This is a genomic window from Mesorhizobium sp. B2-3-2 (assembly GCF_006442295.1).
Lineage (GTDB): Bacteria > Pseudomonadota > Alphaproteobacteria > Rhizobiales > Rhizobiaceae > Mesorhizobium.
The window spans coordinates 1-14,131 of the sequence record NZ_VFWA01000007.1; the positions used below are offsets into that span (position 1 = coordinate 1).

A 14,131-nucleotide genomic window follows, 5' to 3' on the forward strand; every position below is an offset into this window, starting at 1 on the left:
GCCTCACCCCGCACTGCCCGCCTCCGCACCCCTCTTGCCGCGCGCTTCGCCTTCTTCGCTCCGGTCAGCTCGTGCATGGCGTCGAGCTGCATCTGCTGCATCTCAGCCAGGCGCGTCCATTGGCGCGAGATGAGGTAGTCGAGCTTTTCGTGCAGATGGCGCACTTCGAGCTCGGCCTTGAGGTTGACGCGGTAGTCGTTGAAGGAGCGCAGGCGGTCTTTCACCTCCTGGCGCTTCTGGCTCATCATGATGATGGGCGCCTGGATGGCGGCGATGCAGGAGAGCAGCAGGTTGAGCAGGATGAAGGGGTAGGGATCGAAGGCGCGGTTCAAGCCCTCGAACAGATTGATGGCGATCCACACCAGGAGCACGCCGGCGAAGGAGATCAGGAACCACCAGCTGCCGCCGAAGGCGGCCATATTGTCGGAAACGCGGTCGGCGAAGGAGCGGTGCTCCTCGAACTCCTCTTCCGAGTTTTCCGAAATCGTGTCCTGCCTGGCGATCGATTCCACCACCTGGCGGTCGAGCTCGGAGAATTCGCCGTGCTCCTGCTGGAGCAGTTCCTCCATATAGCGCATGCGGTAGCGGCCGAGCTCCTCGCGGCTGATGCGGGCGCCATGCGGCAGGCCCGGATGGTCGGCGCGGATGCGGTCGGCGAGGCTCGGGCGCAAATCGTCGATGCGCACCAGGTCGCGCTTGCGGAATTTGCGGCCCGAGATCGCCGACGGTCTTTTCTTGGGCTTTGCCCGCGAGGCGCCGGGGCCCGCCGGTTCGGAGTCGGGCACTTCGGGCGTGTCGAAATGCTCGTCCGAAACGCCATGCAGGTCCTCCCCGGTGGTCGGCGCCTCGAAATATTCGCCGCCGCTGTCATTGTCCGCCGCCTGCTGCTCGGATGCCTTGGGAACGGTGCTCATGATGCGGGCTCCTGCCGTGGTGGAAGACGATAGACCGATGCGGCGATGCTTAGCCAGCATCGCGGCGGATTTGAGCAGCCCTATGCCATGCCTTGCGGACGATTGCGTGACAGGAAGGGGGCAGCGGGCCGCCTTTCGGGGCTCGCCCGGTCGAGAGACATTCGAGGCTAGCCGCCCTGGCGACGGCAACAAAAAACCCGCCTTGCGGCGGGCGGCTGGCGCAAATCAGCACCATAGCGAGAACAGTAGCATAGTGGCCCTCACCCTGTCAAGAAAAAATTCCTATCGGGGACAACTGGCGGCAGATTGCAGGTTTCGGCGCTGGCGTCCGCTTTCGAGCGCCGGCGCCGCCCCTCATTGCCCTGCCGGGCATTTCTCCCCGTATAGGGACGGGGAGAAATGAGCGCCGCGACGCCGGCGCTATCCTCGCGACGCTGGTGATTGGCGAAAGCGGCGACGACAGCTCGCCCGCTCACTGCTGTTCGGCGTACATCACCCTGGTCGGGGCGTCGGCTATCGCCGGCGACAGGCTGCGCTGGATCAGCGCCTCGACATGGTCGTTGCGCTGGCGGGCGCTGTCGGCACCCATCACCACCACGATCAGCTGGCGGCCGTCGGCTTCGTAGGAGGTGACGATGTTGAAGCCGGAGGCCCTGATATAGCCGGTCTTGATGCCGTTCACGCCGCGCACGCGGCCGAGCATGTCGTTGTGGCCGCGCACCAGCCGGCCGCGGAACATGAAGTCGCTTTCGGAAAAATAATGGAAATGCTGGGGGAAGCGCTGGTGCAGCGCCATGCCGAGCACCGCCATGTCGCGCGCGCTGGTGACCTGGCCGCCGTCGGGCAGGCCCGAGGCGTTGCGGAAAACGGTGCTGGTCATGCCGAGCTGGCGCGCCTTGGATGTCATCATGGCGGCGAACTGCTCCTCCGAGCCGCCGAGATATTCGCCCACCGCCACCGCCACGTCATTGGCCGATTTGACGACGATGGCGCGGATGGCGGAATCGACGTCGATCGTTTCCCCGCGCCGGAAGCGCAGCTTGGTCGGCGGCTGCGAGGCGGCGTGGTCGGAGACCGGGATCTGCGTTTCCTTGGAGACGCGGCCGCTCTCCATCGCCTCGAACAGCAGGTAGAGCGTCATCATCTTGGTCAGCGAGGCCGGATAGCGCGGCGCCCTCGAATTGACCTCGAACAGCTGCTTGCCGCTTCTGATATCGACGACGATGGCCGCGTATTTCTGCGGCGGCGCCGGCACGGCGAGCACCGAGTCCGGCGGTGTCGTGGTCGAGCAGCCCGCAGCCATCAGCAACAGGCCAAGGGCGACGAAAAGTCTCTGGACGAGCGGAAGGCGACGCTGGTGGGACAAGGGCAAGTCTGTTCGGGTCAGGCTGTTGCTGAGATGCGGCGAAGCTAACGTAACCCGCCGGCTGCGTCCATTTGGTTAATGGCGGTAGCCCCAGCTTTGTCTGCTTCAAGCTTGGGTTTCCTCGCCCCCACAAAGTGGGGGAGAGGTGGCTCGGCGAAGCCGAGACGGAGCAGGGGCAGCGCCGACCATGCCGTATGATCTGGAGACATTGCAGGTCTGCGCCCTACGAAAGCCCCCTCTCCGGCCGCTTCGCGGCCACCTCTCCCCCGCCTTTCGCGGGGGCGAGGAACCCAAGCCTTCCAACGCTGATGCAAAATGCCGGTCGCGGTGCTTGCGCATCCGGTGGCGAACGGTTCTTGTTGCGCTTTCGGATTCGATGAGAGCGCAATGGATACGGTCACCCTCAAGGCACGCGGCATTTCGGTTTCGCTCGACACCACGGTCGGCCATATCGCCGACATGGTTGTCGAGGATGGCGGGCGCCAATTGCGGCCGCTGCACCGCGCGCCCTGGGTCGGCGCGCCACGCGATACGCTGCCGGCCGACTTGCCCGCGGGCACGGCGCGGCTGTCCGGCGATTTCCTGTGCGCGCCGTTTTCGCGCAGCGACGTCGAGGAAGCGCCGCTGCATGGCTGGCCGGCCAACAGCGCCTGGGACGTCACCGAAAGCAGCGCCGTGGACGGCGGCTGGCGAGCCGTCTTCCGGCTGCGCCGCAAGGTGATGGGCGCGAGTGTCGACAAGGTCCTGACGCTGCGCGACGGCCATCCCTTTCTCTACCAGGAACATGTGTTTTCCGGCGGCCACGGCGCGATCTCCGTCGCCCATCATCCGATGACGGCGATGACGGATGGCGGCCGGCTGGCCTTTTCGCCCAAACGCTTCGCCGCCTCGCCCGCCGATCCGCTGGAGCCCGATCCCGCACGCGGCCGCTTCCTGCTCGCCTATCCCGGGCGCACCAGCGATCTCGGCCGTTTTCCCGCCGCCGGCGGCGGCACGCTCGACCTGACGGATTACCGCATGGACGACCGGCGCGAGGATTTCGTCACGCTGGTCGAGGCCGATCATGGCGGACCGGGCTGGACGGCCCTGGCGCGCCGGGCCGAGGACGATTTGGTTCTGGTGCTGAAGAACCCGGCCGAGCTGCCGGTCACCATGCTGTGGTTCAGCAATGGCGGCCGCGACTACGCGCCGTGGAGCGGCCGGCATCTGGGCGTGCTCGGCATCGAGGACGGGCGCACAGCCGTCGGCCATGCCGCCTCGATCGGCGACAACTGGCTGACGCGCGAAGGCGTGGCGACGGCGTTCGCGCTCGGCGAAGGCCTCTACGTCTCCTTCCGCCATGTCATCGGCGCCCTGCCGCTGTCGGGCACCGAGCCGCCGCAAGAGGTCACCACGGCGGACGGCCGCATGCGGCTCTCGGGCGGAGGCCCGGCGCGGGAGGTGCCGTTCGACAGCGATTTCCTGCGCATCGGCCAGGCCGCGGCCGGCTGAGTGGATGCTTCGAACGCCCCGCTTTTGACATTCGACCGCCGCTCCTTACCCAAAATGCCGGTTTGAAATTTCCGCCGAATGCCGCCAGAATAGCGGTCGCGCCAACCATCAGGGCACGCGAGGCTGCCATGTCCGAAATCGCCCATCTCGCCGCCACCATCTTCAAGCGCGCCGGCAAGGCAAAGCGCTTCATCGTCGCCATTGCCGGACCGCCGGGGGCCGGCAAGTCGACATTGTCGGCGAGCCTGCACGATCTGTTGCCGGAAGGCGCCGTGGAGGTCGTGCCGATGGACGGCTTCCACTATGACGACGTCGTCCTCAACCGGCGCGGGCTGCGCGCGCGAAAGGGCGCGCCGGATACGTTCGACTTCGGCGGCTTCGAGACGCTTCTGAAGCGCATCCGGGCGGGAGAGCCCGACATCGCCATCCCGGTGTTCGACCGCACCATGGAACTGTCGCGCGCCGCGGCCGCGATCATCGGCGCGGAGACCAAATTCATCCTGGTCGAGGGCAATTATCTGCTGCTCGACGAGGAGCCGTGGTCGCGGCTGGCGCCGCTGTTCGATTTCTCGATCTTCGTCGAGGTGCCGCGCAACGAGCTTGAGCGCCGGCTGATGGAGCGCTGGCACGAACATGGCCGCACCGAGGAGGATGCGCGCGCCTGGATCGCCTCCAACGACATGCCCAACATCGAACGCGTGCTGGCGCGGCGCCGGGCGGCCGATCTGGTGATTGGTTAACCTGTTTAATTGTCGATATTTGCAGGCGGGAACCTTAAGGGGTTTCGCACCGTTATGACCGCGAACCCGATTGTCCGGCGTAAGGGGATTTTGCAATGGCAACCAAGGCAAGAAAACCCGCGGCCGCCAAGACCAGGACGGCGAAGACGACGCAGGCGAAAGCCGGCGCTGGTCCGGCGATCGCCGAACGTTCGAAGGACGCCAAGCCCAGCTTCGGCAAGGCCGCACCTCGGAAAGTCGCGGCCGCGGCCGCAAAGCCGGCCAGCGCGCGCAAGCCGGCGCCAGACAAGCCCGGCACTGTCCGCACAGTGGCGAGCGTTGCAGCCGGCGCGGTGGTGGCGACAGCGCGCGGCGCCGCTTCGCTGGCGGCTTCCGTGATGGGCAAAGGCGGCTCGAAAGCCAAGGCGAAATAGCCGAGCCTACGACATTCCGCGCCCAGGGCGGCGGGAGCTTTCAGCCCTTTGCCGGAATGGTCAGGCCTTTCTGCACCGCCGGCCGCGCCAGGCTGCGCTCCAGCCATGCCGCCAGGCTGACGAAATCATCGAAGCCAACGAGGTCGCGCGCCTCATAGAAGCCGATCAGGTTGCGCACCCAGCCGATGAGCGAGATGTCGGCGATGGTGTAGTCATTGTCCATGATCCATTTGCGGCCCTTCAGCCTGCCGTCGAGAACGCCGAGCAGGCGGCGCGATTCATCGCGGTAGCGCTCCAGCGGCCGCTTGTCGGCGATCTCGCGGCCGGCGAATTTGTGGAAAAAGCCGACCTGGCCGAAGATCGGGCCGATGGCCGCCATCTGGAAGAACACCCACTGGATCGTCTCGTAGCGCCGCGCCGCGTCCGCCGGGACGAGCAGGCCGGTCTTGTCGGCGAGGTAGAGCAGGATGGCGCCGGACTCGAACAGGCCGATCGGCTTGCCGTCCGGACCGTTCGGATCGATGATCGCCGGTATCTTGCCGTTGGGATTGAGCGACAGGAATTCCGGCGTCCAGCTTTCGTTTTTGCCGATGTCCACATAATGCGGCTCGTAGGCCAGCCCGATCTCTTCCAGGGCGATCGATATCTTCACTCCGTTGGGGGTCGTCGCGGAATAGAGCTGGATCCGGTCCGGCTGCCTGGCCGGCCAGCGGGCGGTGATTGGAAAGGCGGACAGGTCGGCCATCGAAACTCCTGGGCGGGAACCGCACCGAGCGGCGCGGTCGTGGTGGGCAAAGGATTAGGCGTCGGCCCCGGCATGATCAATGCAGCGGCAGAGGTTTGGCCGTGCATGCACAGTCAACAAATCGAAGGGTGCCGGCAGATGGAGACCTGCGGGGAAGACCATGATCGTCGGGATCAGATCGCCTTGAAGGCCAGCACCGCATTGGTGCCGCCGAAGGCGAAGCCGTTGCTGATGGCGGCGCGCACCTTGCGCTCGCGCGCGACGTTCGGCGTCACGTCGAGATCGCATTCGGGGTCAGCCTCGCGGAAATTCGCGGTCGGCGGCACCACGCCCTCGCGGATCGCCATGACGCAGGCGATCATCTCCAGCCCGCCCGAGGCGCCAAGGCAATGGGCATGCATCGACTTGGTCGACGAGACGGAAAGCGAGCGCGCGTGCTCGCCGAAGACGCGCTTGATCGCGGCGGTCTCGATCTGGTCATTGGCCTTGGTGCCGGTGCCGTGCGCATTGAGGTAGTCGATATCCTCGGGGTTCAGCCCGGCGTCCGCCAGGCAGAAACGCATCGCCGCTTCCGGCCCTTCTATGGTTGGCGCAACGATGTCGGAGGCATCGGCCGAGAGGCCGGCGCCGACGATTTCGGCGAGGATGTTTGCGCCGCGCGCCACCGCATGGTCGTAGCTTTCCAGAACCGCCATGCCGGCGCCTTCGCCGAGCACCAGGCCCTGGCGATCGGCCGAAAACGGCCGGCAGGTGTCGGGCGACAGCACGCGCAGCGCTTCCCAGCCCTTCAGCACGCCCCAGACCAGCGGCGCCTCGGTGCCGCCGGCGACCATGACGTCGGCGCGACCGAGCCGGATCTGGTCGACCGCCGATGCGATGGCGTGGTTGGCCGACGAGCAGGCCGAAGTGACGCCGAACACCGGTCCACGCAAGCCGAGATGCATGCTGACCTGGCCGGCGGCGGCACCCGGCATGACCTTCGGCACCGTGAAGATGCCGGCGCGATTCTTGCCCTCGATCAGGATGGCGCGGTAGTTCTCCTCGACCGTCTCGAAGCCGCAGACGCCGATGCCGATGACGGCGCCCATGCGGTAGGTATTGTCCGCATGGGGGGCCAAGCCGGACTGCTGTAAGGCTTCGCGGGCGGCAATCACCGCCAACAGGCTGAAACGGTCCATCGACACCAGCTGCTTGCGCTCGATGCCATGGTCGGGCAGGGCCTTGATCTCGCAGCCGATCTTGACCTTCAAATCGTGCAGGAACGGGTTGTCGATGGGACCGATCGCCGAGCGCCCGGCCCGCATCTCGGTCCAGATGGCCTGCACATCGGTGCCCAGACCACACAGCCCGCCGATGCCGGTAATGACGACGCGCTTGTGCATCCGGTCAGGCTTTTTTCGCGATCAGCGCGCGAACGGCCTCGACGATGTCGCCAACATTCTTCAGGTTGCTCCAGGCATCGACCGTGTTCATCTCGATCTCGATGCCATACTGCTCCTCGAGATCGAAGATGATCTCGGTCAGTTCCAGCGAATGGATGCCGAGCGCCGTCAATTCGGTGCTGGTGGTGATCTCCTCGCCGCCCGGCTCGGCATGAGCCTTGATCTTTTCGATGATTTCGGTCGCCAGTTGGTCAGCCATTCGGTCTCTTCCCCACTTTGTCGTTTCCCGACGCCAACTGAACAGCGCCTTTTTTGTCCTCGATATCAGGCCGCGACCGTCGCCTTAGACCCCCGCCAAGCGTCGCATGAGCGTACCAAGGTGGCTCCCTCTATAGAAACGGAAACGCCATCAAGCAACAAGCTATATATCGACAAAACCGCCGCGGTGCTTAACCTGACGGCGTGGATACGATCGTACATACCGGATTTTCGGCCCCGCCGGCGCAGCGGGCGGCCGGACTTGCGCAGCTTGTCTGCGCCAGCCAAGACGGCCGCACAAGGCTGCGCCGCCTCTATCAGGACGGTTCCGCCAAGATAAGGATGCCGGCCGTTTCCGGCGGCCCGCTGGAAGCCGTGCTGATCAACACCGCGGGCGGGCTGACCGGAGGCGACCGCCTCGGCTGGGAGATCGACGTCGGCGCGCATGCCAGCGCCACGATAACGACCCAGGCCTGCGAGAAGATCTATCGCGCCGCGTCCGACCGGGCCGAAGCCAACGTCCGGCTAAGGGTCGGCGAAAACGGCCGCATCGCCTGGCTGCCGCAGGAAACCATCGTTTTCAACCGATCGGCCTTTGCCCGCACGCTCGACCTCGATCTTGCCGCCGGCGCCGAGGCGCTGGTGCTGGAAGCCACCATCTTCGGCCGGACGGCAATGGGCGAACGCGCGGTCCAGGGCGGCTTTCACGACCGCTGGCGCATCCGCCAGGGCGGAGCTCTCATCCATGCCGAGGATTTCCGCATCGGGCCCGACATCGCCGCGACCCTGGCGCGCGCGCCGATCGCCGGCGGCGCCGTCGCGATGGCGACGGTCCTGCTGATCTCGCCGCGGGCGGAAGCGCTTCTCGATCCGGTTCGGGAGATCATTGGCGGCCAGGGCGGCGCCAGCGCCTGGAGCGTGCAGGAATCTGGCAAGCTTCTTGCGAGGCTTTACGCCGGCGACGGCTACCGGCTGCGCCAGCATCTGGTTCCGCTCGTCGGCTTGCTCAACGGAAAGGCGGGACTGCCCAAAATATGGTCACTGTGATCGTGTCCGCATCATTCCAGGGAAACGCATGAACCTGACGCCGAGGGAAAAGGACAAGCTGCTGATCGCCATGGCGGCGATCGTGGCGCGCAAGCGGTTGGAGCGCGGCGTCAGGCTCAACCATCCGGAGGCGATCGCGCTGATCACCGATTTCGTCGTCGAAGGCGCCCGCGACGGCCGCCCGGTCGCCGAGCTGATGGAAGCCGGCGCCCACGTCGTCAGCCGCGCCCAGGTGATGGATGGCATCGCCGAGATGATCCACGACGTGCAGGTGGAGGCGACATTCCCGGACGGCACCAAGCTGGTGACCGTGCATGAGCCGATACGATGAGGAGACAAACATGCTTGAGCTGCGCCCGAACTGCGAATGCTGCGACAAGGACCTGCCGCCGGAAGCGACGGATGCGCTGATCTGCACCTTCGAGTGCACCTTCTGCGCCGATTGCGCGAGAAATCTGCTCGGCGGCACCTGCCCCAATTGCGGCGGCAATTTTTCGGCACGGCCGATCCGTCCGCCGGCAATGCTGGAGAAATATCCGGCGTCCACCAGGCGCGTCCTCAAAGCCGAGGGCTGCGGTCCGGCCAAGGCCGCGTGACCTTTGCGCTCACAAACGAAAGGCAAGTAGAATGATCCCCGCCAAACGCCTGTGCCTCTCTGCGATCCTGCTCCTGGCTGCCGCAATGCCCGCCTATGCCCATGTCGGGGCAGGCACGACCTCCTCCTTCACCGCCGGCTTCATGCATCCGCTCTCCGGCCTCGATCATATGACCGTGATGGTCGCGGTCGGCCTGTGGGCGGCACAGAAAGGCGGCAAGGCCATGTGGGCCTGGCCGGCCGCGTTCGTGGGCGTGATGCTGGCCGGCGGCGCGCTCGGCATGCTGCATGTGCCGCTGCCCTTCGTCGAGCCGGGCATACTGGCGTCGGTGGTGGCGCTCGGATTGTTCGTGGCGCTGGCCGTCGATCTTCCTGTCACGGCCGGCGTCGCCATCATCGGCGCGTTCGCGCTGGTTCATGGCCACGCCCATGGCACCGAAGTGCCGGAAAATGCCGCAGGGCTTGAATATATGGCCGGCTTTGCCGTCGCCACGGCGCTGCTGCATGCCGCCGGCATCGCCGCCGGGCTTGGCCTCGGCACCCGGCTTCGCGTGCTCGTGCGGACCGCGGGTGCCGCCTGCACGGCCATCGGGCTCGGCCTCGTCTTCGGCGCCGTGTGACGAACGATGATTCCGGGCGAAATCATTCCCGCCGGCGGCGACATCGACCTGAACAAAGGCTTGCCGACAGCTACGCTCAAAGTGGCCAACAGCGGCGACCGGCCAATCCAGGTCGGCAGCCACTATCATTTCTTCGAGACCAATGAGGGCTTGAAATTCGACCGCGAACGGGCGCGCGGCATGCGCCTCGACATCGCCGCCGGCACCGCCATGCGCTTCGAGCCCGGACAGGAGCGCGACGTCACGTTGGTGCCGCTGGGCGGCAAGCGCGAGGTCTATGGCTTTCAGCAGAAGGTGATGGGCAAACTGTGAGGCCGATGGCGTCTCATGCGCGGCGTGCAAAGACCGCAAAGGGCTTTCGGGCGAGCATGAAAACGAGCTGTGCTCTCGGCTCAATCGGACGGCTTGGCCGCCGCATAGATAACGATCTTTCCGGGGTCGTCGAATTCCACGGCGAGAACGTCCTGCGCAAGCACGCGTCGCGAGTCGATGGCGTTGAACAGCAGCGCGTTGGCCTCGATCTCCTTGCGCAGTTCCGCAATGTCGTCCTGATGCTGCTTGACCTTGGTCTCGATCGCCGGCGGCGGACCGCCTTCGGTGCGCGCGGCATCGGTCAGGAAGACGATATCGACCTTGTCGAGCTTGGATGTCTTGCGCACCGTGCCGATGTTTTCACGCGTCCGGTCGATCGCCCTGGCGACTTTGCCGGCTTCGGCATCGCTCCTGGTTTCTTCCTGCTTGACGTCGGAACCGATGATCCGGTTGACGGTCTCCGGACTTTCAAGCCCTTGCGCGTGAAGGGAGGCTCCGGGGCTGCCTGCCACCAGGAATGCCATCGAGGCGAAGGCACAGAGCCGTCTCTTGCCGGGGTTGATCGCCATCGCTCGCTCCTGGACGGGTTCGTTTCGCGGCGCCGTTCAGCGCCGATGAAACGAAACGGCTCCTGCCCGGCCAAGGTTCCCTTCCAGATAGCGCGGGCGGACCGGACGACGGCCCGCCGCGCGGGCGTGCCGTCAGCTCGCCTTCTTGGTGATCAGGGTCAGGGCCCCGTTGGGCTCCATGCTGGCCGCGACCACCTGCGCCGAGGTCATGCCCTTGGCCTCGAGGGCGGATTTGACCTTGGGCGTGGCGTCGATCGAGCTGCGCAGCTTCTGGAGGCCAGCATCGCCGCGCTGGGCGATCACCTGGTTGACCTGCGTCTGGGTATCCTTCGGCAGTTCGGTGATGTCGACGATGTTGACGCTCTGGATCGTCGGCGCGGCCTGCTGCCCGCCGGGGGCGGGCGCGGCCGGCGCTGCTGGAGCGGGCTGTTGCGCGGGCTGCTGCTGGGCACTGGCGGCGCCTGCCAGCATCAGGGTGGCGGCAGCGGCGAGAACTATCGTTTTGCGCATGGATTTTCCTTCCATCGATTTGGCAAACGGTCGTTTTGGGGTGACCTGCCAACCTCAACCGCCAAATGGGATCAGAAGGTGTCGGCCAGCGGGTCATTGCGTGACCATTGGATGGCGGCAATGTGCAGCCCGGTTTCACCAGCACCGCAATTCGGGAGCAATCACTGATGGCCAGAATAACCCGCGCCGCCTATGCGCAGATGTACGGCCCGACCGTCGGCGACAGGGTGCGGCTCGCCGACACCGAACTCATCATCGAGGTCGAGAGGGATTTCACCATTCATGGCGAGGAGGTGAAATTCGGCGGCGGCAAGGTCATCCGCGACGGCATGGGCCAGAGCCAGGTCTCCCGCGCGCAAGGAGCGGTCGACACCGTCATCACCAACGCGCTGGTGATCGACGCCAACGCCGGCATCTTCAAGGCCGATATCGGCCTCAGGGACGGCCGCATCGCGGCGATCGGCAAGGCCGGCAATCCAGACACGCAGGATGGCGTCACCATCATCATCGGCCCCGGCACCGAGATCATCGCCGGCGAAGGCAAGATCCTGACCGCAGGCGGCTTCGACGCGCATATCCATTTCATCTGTCCGCAGCAGATCGAGGAAGCGCTGATGTCGGGCATCACCACGATGCTCGGCGGCGGCACCGGCCCGGCACATGGCACGCTCGCCACCACCTGCACGCCCGGGCCATGGCACATGGCGCGCATGATCCAGTCCTTCGACGCGTTCCCGATGAATATCGGCCTGTCGGGCAAGGGCAACGCCTCCCTGCCCGCGGCGCTCGAGGAGATGGTGCTGGGCGGTGCCTGCTCGCTGAAGCTGCACGAGGACTGGGGCACCACGCCGGCCGCGATCGACTGCTGCCTGTCGGTCGCCGACGACCATGACGTGCAGGTGATGATCCACACCGATACGCTCAATGAATCCGGCTTCGTCGAGAACACGGTGGCGGCGATCAAGGGCCGCACCATCCACGCCTTCCACACGGAAGGGGCCGGCGGCGGCCATGCGCCCGACATCATCAAGGTCTGCGGCCTGCCCAACGTCATCCCGTCCTCGACCAACCCGACGCGGCCCTACACGGTCAACACGCTGGCCGAGCATCTCGACATGCTGATGGTCTGCCATCATCTGTCGCCGTCGATCCCGGAAGACATCGCCTTCGCCGAAAGCCGCATTCGCAAGGAGACCATCGCGGCGGAAGACATCTTGCACGACATCGGCGCCTTCTCGATCATCTCCTCGGACTCACAAGCGATGGGCCGCGTCGGCGAGGTGGCGATCCGGACCTGGCAGACCGCCGACAAGATGAAGCGCCAGCGCGGTTCGCTGCCGCAGGAAACCGGCGACAACGACAATTTCCGCGTCCGCCGCTACGTCGCCAAATACACGATCAACCCCGCCATCGCGCACGGACTGTCGAAGGAGATCGGTTCGGTCGCTGTCGGCAAACGCGCCGACCTGGTGCTGTGGAACCCGGCCTTCTTCGGCGTCAAGCCTGATATGGTGCTGATCGGGGGCATGATCGCGGCGGCGCCGATGGGCGACCCGAACGCCTCGATCCCGACGCCGCAGCCGATGCACTACCGGCCGATGTTCGGCGCCTACGGCAAAGCGCGGACCAATTCCTCGGTGACCTTCGTCTCGAAGGCGGCACTGGAGTCCGGTCTGCACGGCCGGCTCAGCATCGACAAGCAATTCGTCGCGGTGGAAAACACGCGCGGCGGCATCGGCAAGCATTCGATGGTGCTCAACGACGCCACGCCGCATATCGAAGTCGACCCCGAGACTTACGAGGTTCGTGCCGACGGCGAACTCTTGACTTGCGAACCGGCGACGGTGCTGCCGATGGCGCAGCGGTATTTTCTGTTTTGATAAGATCGCCGCGAGCCATTGCCCTCGTTAAATGCGGCGATGAGTGGGTTGTGCCGGGCTGCCCGAATGGGCCCACTCGTTCTCCGCGGACTTGGAAATTGTGCACTTTGGGAGCAATATCTCCTCAATGAACAAGATATTTCGCAAACAGCAATTGACGCCCTACGAGGCCGACTATGCTCAGTGGTGCGCCGAGCAGGGCGCGTTGCTGCGCGAAGGTCGTCTTTCCGACCTCGATCGTGAGAATGTGGCCGAGGAGATCGAGAGCTTGGGGCGGAGCGACAAAAGGGAAATTGCGAGCAGGCTTGGCACTTTGGTCCTTCACTTGCTGAAATGGGAGTTTCGGTCTGAGCAGCGCAAAACGGGCTGGTTGCTGACAATTCGGGAGCAACGGCTTCGGATTGAGGGCCTGCTTGATGAAAGTCCGAGCCTCAAAAAATATCCTGCGCAGGTGCTCGATCGAGAGTTCAAGATAGAAAGATCAAAGGCATTCGACGAAACAGGCCTGAGAGATCGGGATTTTCCTGTCCATTGCCCCTATGGGATCAAGGAAATCCTGGACGATGATTATTTCCCAGGATCACCGTGGTCTTCAGACAACCTTATGCGCGAATAGACTGACGGTGGTGTGTTGACGGACGTTCCATCACCTGGCGAGCATTCGGCATGGCCACCGAAATAGCTTCGCCCCACGACATCTTCCCGCATATCCGCATCGTCATGGGCATGGTGATCGGGCTCGGCGTCGCGCGCCTGCTGTCGGGGGTGGCGCGCATCGTCCAGCACCCCGGCCAATACCGGCTCTATACGGTGCACCTGGCCTGGGTCGCCTCGGTGCTGTTGATGCTGGTGCATTTCTGGTGGTGGGAGTTCGGCCTCTATGCCATCGAAACATGGACCTTCGGCAAGTACCTGTTCATCATCTTCTACGCCATCACCCTGTTCCTGCTCTGCGCGCTGCTGTTTCCGGATTCGATGCTCGACTACACCAGCTATGAGGATTTCTTCTATTCGCGGCGCGCCTGGTTCTTCGGCCTGCTGGCCGCGACCTACCTGCTCGACGTGATCGACACGCTGCTGAAGGGGCCGGAGCATTTCGCCCGCTTCGGCAGCGAGTATCTGTTTCGCACGCCAGTCTTCGTCGCGTTGTGCATCGTCGCGATCCTGGTGCGCGACCGCCGGTTCCACATCGCCTTCGTCGCGGCGGCGCTGATCTACCAGATATCGTTCATCCTGCGGCTCTTCGACACGATCGTATGACGGCCGCGGATGCTCTAGGCTGACCGGGA

The 14,131-nt window shown here is 65.1% G+C and carries 18 protein-coding genes; 11 read left to right on the forward strand and 7 right to left on the reverse strand.

What is annotated here, in order from left to right:
• Nucleotides 1-914 (reverse strand): DUF1003 domain-containing protein (locus FJ964_RS17545; protein ID WP_140551556.1); only part of this gene is annotated, 914 nt, incomplete at its 3' end.
• Between the two features lie 472 nt (nucleotides 915-1,386).
• Nucleotides 1,387-2,280, reverse strand: a complete 894-nt coding sequence (locus FJ964_RS17550) for a D-alanyl-D-alanine carboxypeptidase family protein (RefSeq protein WP_140551557.1) — start codon at nucleotides 2,278-2,280, stop codon at nucleotides 1,387-1,389.
• A gap of 387 nt (nucleotides 2,281-2,667) precedes the next feature.
• Here FJ964_RS17550 and FJ964_RS17555 point away from each other — a divergent pair, with 387 nt between their 5' ends.
• The 3 genes from FJ964_RS17555 (at nucleotide 2,668) to FJ964_RS17565 (ending at nucleotide 4,924) form a co-directional block, all read left to right on the forward strand.
• Complete coding sequence (locus FJ964_RS17555) at nucleotides 2,668-3,771, forward strand: hypothetical protein (protein WP_140551558.1); 1,104 nt, start codon at nucleotides 2,668-2,670, stop codon at nucleotides 3,769-3,771.
• Between the two features lie 128 nt (nucleotides 3,772-3,899).
• Nucleotides 3,900-4,511, forward strand: coding sequence for a nucleoside triphosphate hydrolase (locus tag FJ964_RS17560; protein WP_140551559.1), 612 nt, complete (start codon nucleotides 3,900-3,902; stop codon nucleotides 4,509-4,511).
• 95 nt (nucleotides 4,512-4,606) lie between these two features.
• On the forward strand, nucleotides 4,607-4,924 hold the full coding sequence (locus tag FJ964_RS17565) for a hypothetical protein (RefSeq protein ID WP_140551560.1): 318 nt from the start codon (nucleotides 4,607-4,609) through the stop codon (nucleotides 4,922-4,924).
• 40 nt (nucleotides 4,925-4,964) lie between these two features.
• On the opposite strand, the gene FJ964_RS17570 is transcribed toward FJ964_RS17565, so the two are convergent.
• The 3 genes from FJ964_RS17570 to FJ964_RS17580 all read right to left on the reverse strand — a co-directional run bounded on the left by FJ964_RS17570 (nucleotide 4,965) and on the right by FJ964_RS17580 (nucleotide 7,310).
• Nucleotides 4,965-5,669, reverse strand: a complete 705-nt coding sequence (locus FJ964_RS17570; protein WP_140551561.1) for a glutathione S-transferase N-terminal domain-containing protein — start codon at nucleotides 5,667-5,669, stop codon at nucleotides 4,965-4,967.
• A gap of 173 nt (nucleotides 5,670-5,842) precedes the next feature.
• Nucleotides 5,843-7,051 carry a beta-ketoacyl-[acyl-carrier-protein] synthase family protein gene (locus FJ964_RS17575; protein WP_140551562.1) on the reverse strand — a complete coding sequence of 403 codons (1,209 nt, stop codon included), beginning with the start codon at nucleotides 7,049-7,051 and terminating at the stop codon, nucleotides 5,843-5,845.
• A gap of 4 nt (nucleotides 7,052-7,055) precedes the next feature.
• Nucleotides 7,056-7,310: an acyl carrier protein gene (locus tag FJ964_RS17580; protein WP_140551563.1), complete on the reverse strand. Its 255-nt coding sequence runs from the start codon at nucleotides 7,308-7,310 to the stop codon at nucleotides 7,056-7,058.
• A gap of 203 nt (nucleotides 7,311-7,513) precedes the next feature.
• Between FJ964_RS17580 and FJ964_RS17585 the strand changes: the two genes are divergently transcribed.
• The 5 genes from FJ964_RS17585 to FJ964_RS17605 are packed head-to-tail and all read left to right on the forward strand — an operon-like array spanning nucleotide 7,514 to nucleotide 9,883.
• Nucleotides 7,514-8,356, forward strand: coding sequence for an urease accessory protein UreD (locus tag FJ964_RS17585; RefSeq protein ID WP_140551564.1), 843 nt, complete (start codon nucleotides 7,514-7,516; stop codon nucleotides 8,354-8,356).
• 28 nt (nucleotides 8,357-8,384) lie between these two features.
• Nucleotides 8,385-8,687, forward strand: coding sequence for an urease subunit gamma (locus tag FJ964_RS17590; RefSeq protein WP_140551565.1), 303 nt, complete (start codon nucleotides 8,385-8,387; stop codon nucleotides 8,685-8,687).
• Between the two features lie 10 nt (nucleotides 8,688-8,697).
• Nucleotides 8,698-8,952: a DUF1272 domain-containing protein gene (locus FJ964_RS17595; protein ID WP_140551566.1), complete on the forward strand. Its 255-nt coding sequence runs from the start codon at nucleotides 8,698-8,700 to the stop codon at nucleotides 8,950-8,952.
• Nucleotides 8,953-8,983: 31 nt separating this feature from the next.
• A complete protein-coding gene (locus tag FJ964_RS17600) occupies nucleotides 8,984-9,571 on the forward strand; it encodes a HupE/UreJ family protein (RefSeq protein WP_140551567.1) in 588 nt (195 codons plus the stop codon).
• Between the two features lie 6 nt (nucleotides 9,572-9,577).
• Nucleotides 9,578-9,883 carry an urease subunit beta gene (locus FJ964_RS17605; RefSeq protein WP_140551568.1) on the forward strand — a complete coding sequence of 102 codons (306 nt, stop codon included), beginning with the start codon at nucleotides 9,578-9,580 and terminating at the stop codon, nucleotides 9,881-9,883.
• 80 nt (nucleotides 9,884-9,963) lie between these two features.
• On the opposite strand, the gene FJ964_RS17610 is transcribed toward FJ964_RS17605, so the two are convergent.
• Nucleotides 9,964-10,452, reverse strand: coding sequence for a hypothetical protein (locus FJ964_RS17610; RefSeq protein ID WP_140551569.1), 489 nt, complete (start codon nucleotides 10,450-10,452; stop codon nucleotides 9,964-9,966).
• A 132-nt stretch (nucleotides 10,453-10,584) separates the two neighbouring features.
• Nucleotides 10,585-10,962, reverse strand: a complete 378-nt coding sequence (locus FJ964_RS17615; protein WP_140514392.1) for a hypothetical protein — start codon at nucleotides 10,960-10,962, stop codon at nucleotides 10,585-10,587.
• Nucleotides 10,963-11,126: 164 nt separating this feature from the next.
• Here FJ964_RS17615 and ureC point away from each other — a divergent pair, with 164 nt between their 5' ends.
• From ureC to FJ964_RS17630, 3 genes are all read left to right on the forward strand, one after another.
• Nucleotides 11,127-12,842: an urease subunit alpha gene (gene ureC, locus FJ964_RS17620; RefSeq protein WP_181172516.1), complete on the forward strand. Its 1,716-nt coding sequence runs from the start codon at nucleotides 11,127-11,129 to the stop codon at nucleotides 12,840-12,842.
• 127 nt (nucleotides 12,843-12,969) lie between these two features.
• A complete protein-coding gene (locus tag FJ964_RS17625) occupies nucleotides 12,970-13,458 on the forward strand; it encodes a DUF29 domain-containing protein (RefSeq protein WP_140551571.1) in 489 nt (162 codons plus the stop codon).
• Nucleotides 13,459-13,508: 50 nt separating this feature from the next.
• Nucleotides 13,509-14,102: a hypothetical protein gene (locus tag FJ964_RS17630; RefSeq protein ID WP_140551572.1), complete on the forward strand. Its 594-nt coding sequence runs from the start codon at nucleotides 13,509-13,511 to the stop codon at nucleotides 14,100-14,102.
• Nucleotides 14,103-14,131 lie beyond the last annotated feature (29 nt).

Coding starts and splice junctions, on each gene's coding strand:
- FJ964_RS17590 (WP_140551565.1), top strand. CDS start 8,385: ATGAACCTGACGCCGAGGGAAAAGGACAAGCTGCTGATCGCCATGGCG.
- FJ964_RS17575 (WP_140551562.1), bottom strand. CDS start 7,051: ATGCACAAGCGCGTCGTCATTACCGGCATCGGCGGGCTGTGTGGTCTG.
- FJ964_RS17610 (WP_140551569.1), bottom strand. CDS start 10,452: ATGGCGATCAACCCCGGCAAGAGACGGCTCTGTGCCTTCGCCTCGATG.
- FJ964_RS17595 (WP_140551566.1), top strand. CDS start 8,698: ATGCTTGAGCTGCGCCCGAACTGCGAATGCTGCGACAAGGACCTGCCG.
- FJ964_RS17580 (WP_140551563.1), bottom strand. CDS start 7,310: ATGGCTGACCAACTGGCGACCGAAATCATCGAAAAGATCAAGGCTCAT.
- FJ964_RS17600 (WP_140551567.1), top strand. CDS start 8,984: ATGATCCCCGCCAAACGCCTGTGCCTCTCTGCGATCCTGCTCCTGGCT.
- FJ964_RS17625 (WP_140551571.1), top strand. CDS start 12,970: ATGAACAAGATATTTCGCAAACAGCAATTGACGCCCTACGAGGCCGAC.
- FJ964_RS17615 (WP_140514392.1), bottom strand. CDS start 10,962: ATGCGCAAAACGATAGTTCTCGCCGCTGCCGCCACCCTGATGCTGGCA.
- FJ964_RS17565 (WP_140551560.1), top strand. CDS start 4,607: ATGGCAACCAAGGCAAGAAAACCCGCGGCCGCCAAGACCAGGACGGCG.
- FJ964_RS17605 (WP_140551568.1), top strand. CDS start 9,578: ATGATTCCGGGCGAAATCATTCCCGCCGGCGGCGACATCGACCTGAAC.
- FJ964_RS17555 (WP_140551558.1), top strand. CDS start 2,668: ATGGATACGGTCACCCTCAAGGCACGCGGCATTTCGGTTTCGCTCGAC.
- FJ964_RS17560 (WP_140551559.1), top strand. CDS start 3,900: ATGTCCGAAATCGCCCATCTCGCCGCCACCATCTTCAAGCGCGCCGGC.
- FJ964_RS17630 (WP_140551572.1), top strand. CDS start 13,509: ATGGCCACCGAAATAGCTTCGCCCCACGACATCTTCCCGCATATCCGC.
- FJ964_RS17570 (WP_140551561.1), bottom strand. CDS start 5,669: ATGGCCGACCTGTCCGCCTTTCCAATCACCGCCCGCTGGCCGGCCAGG.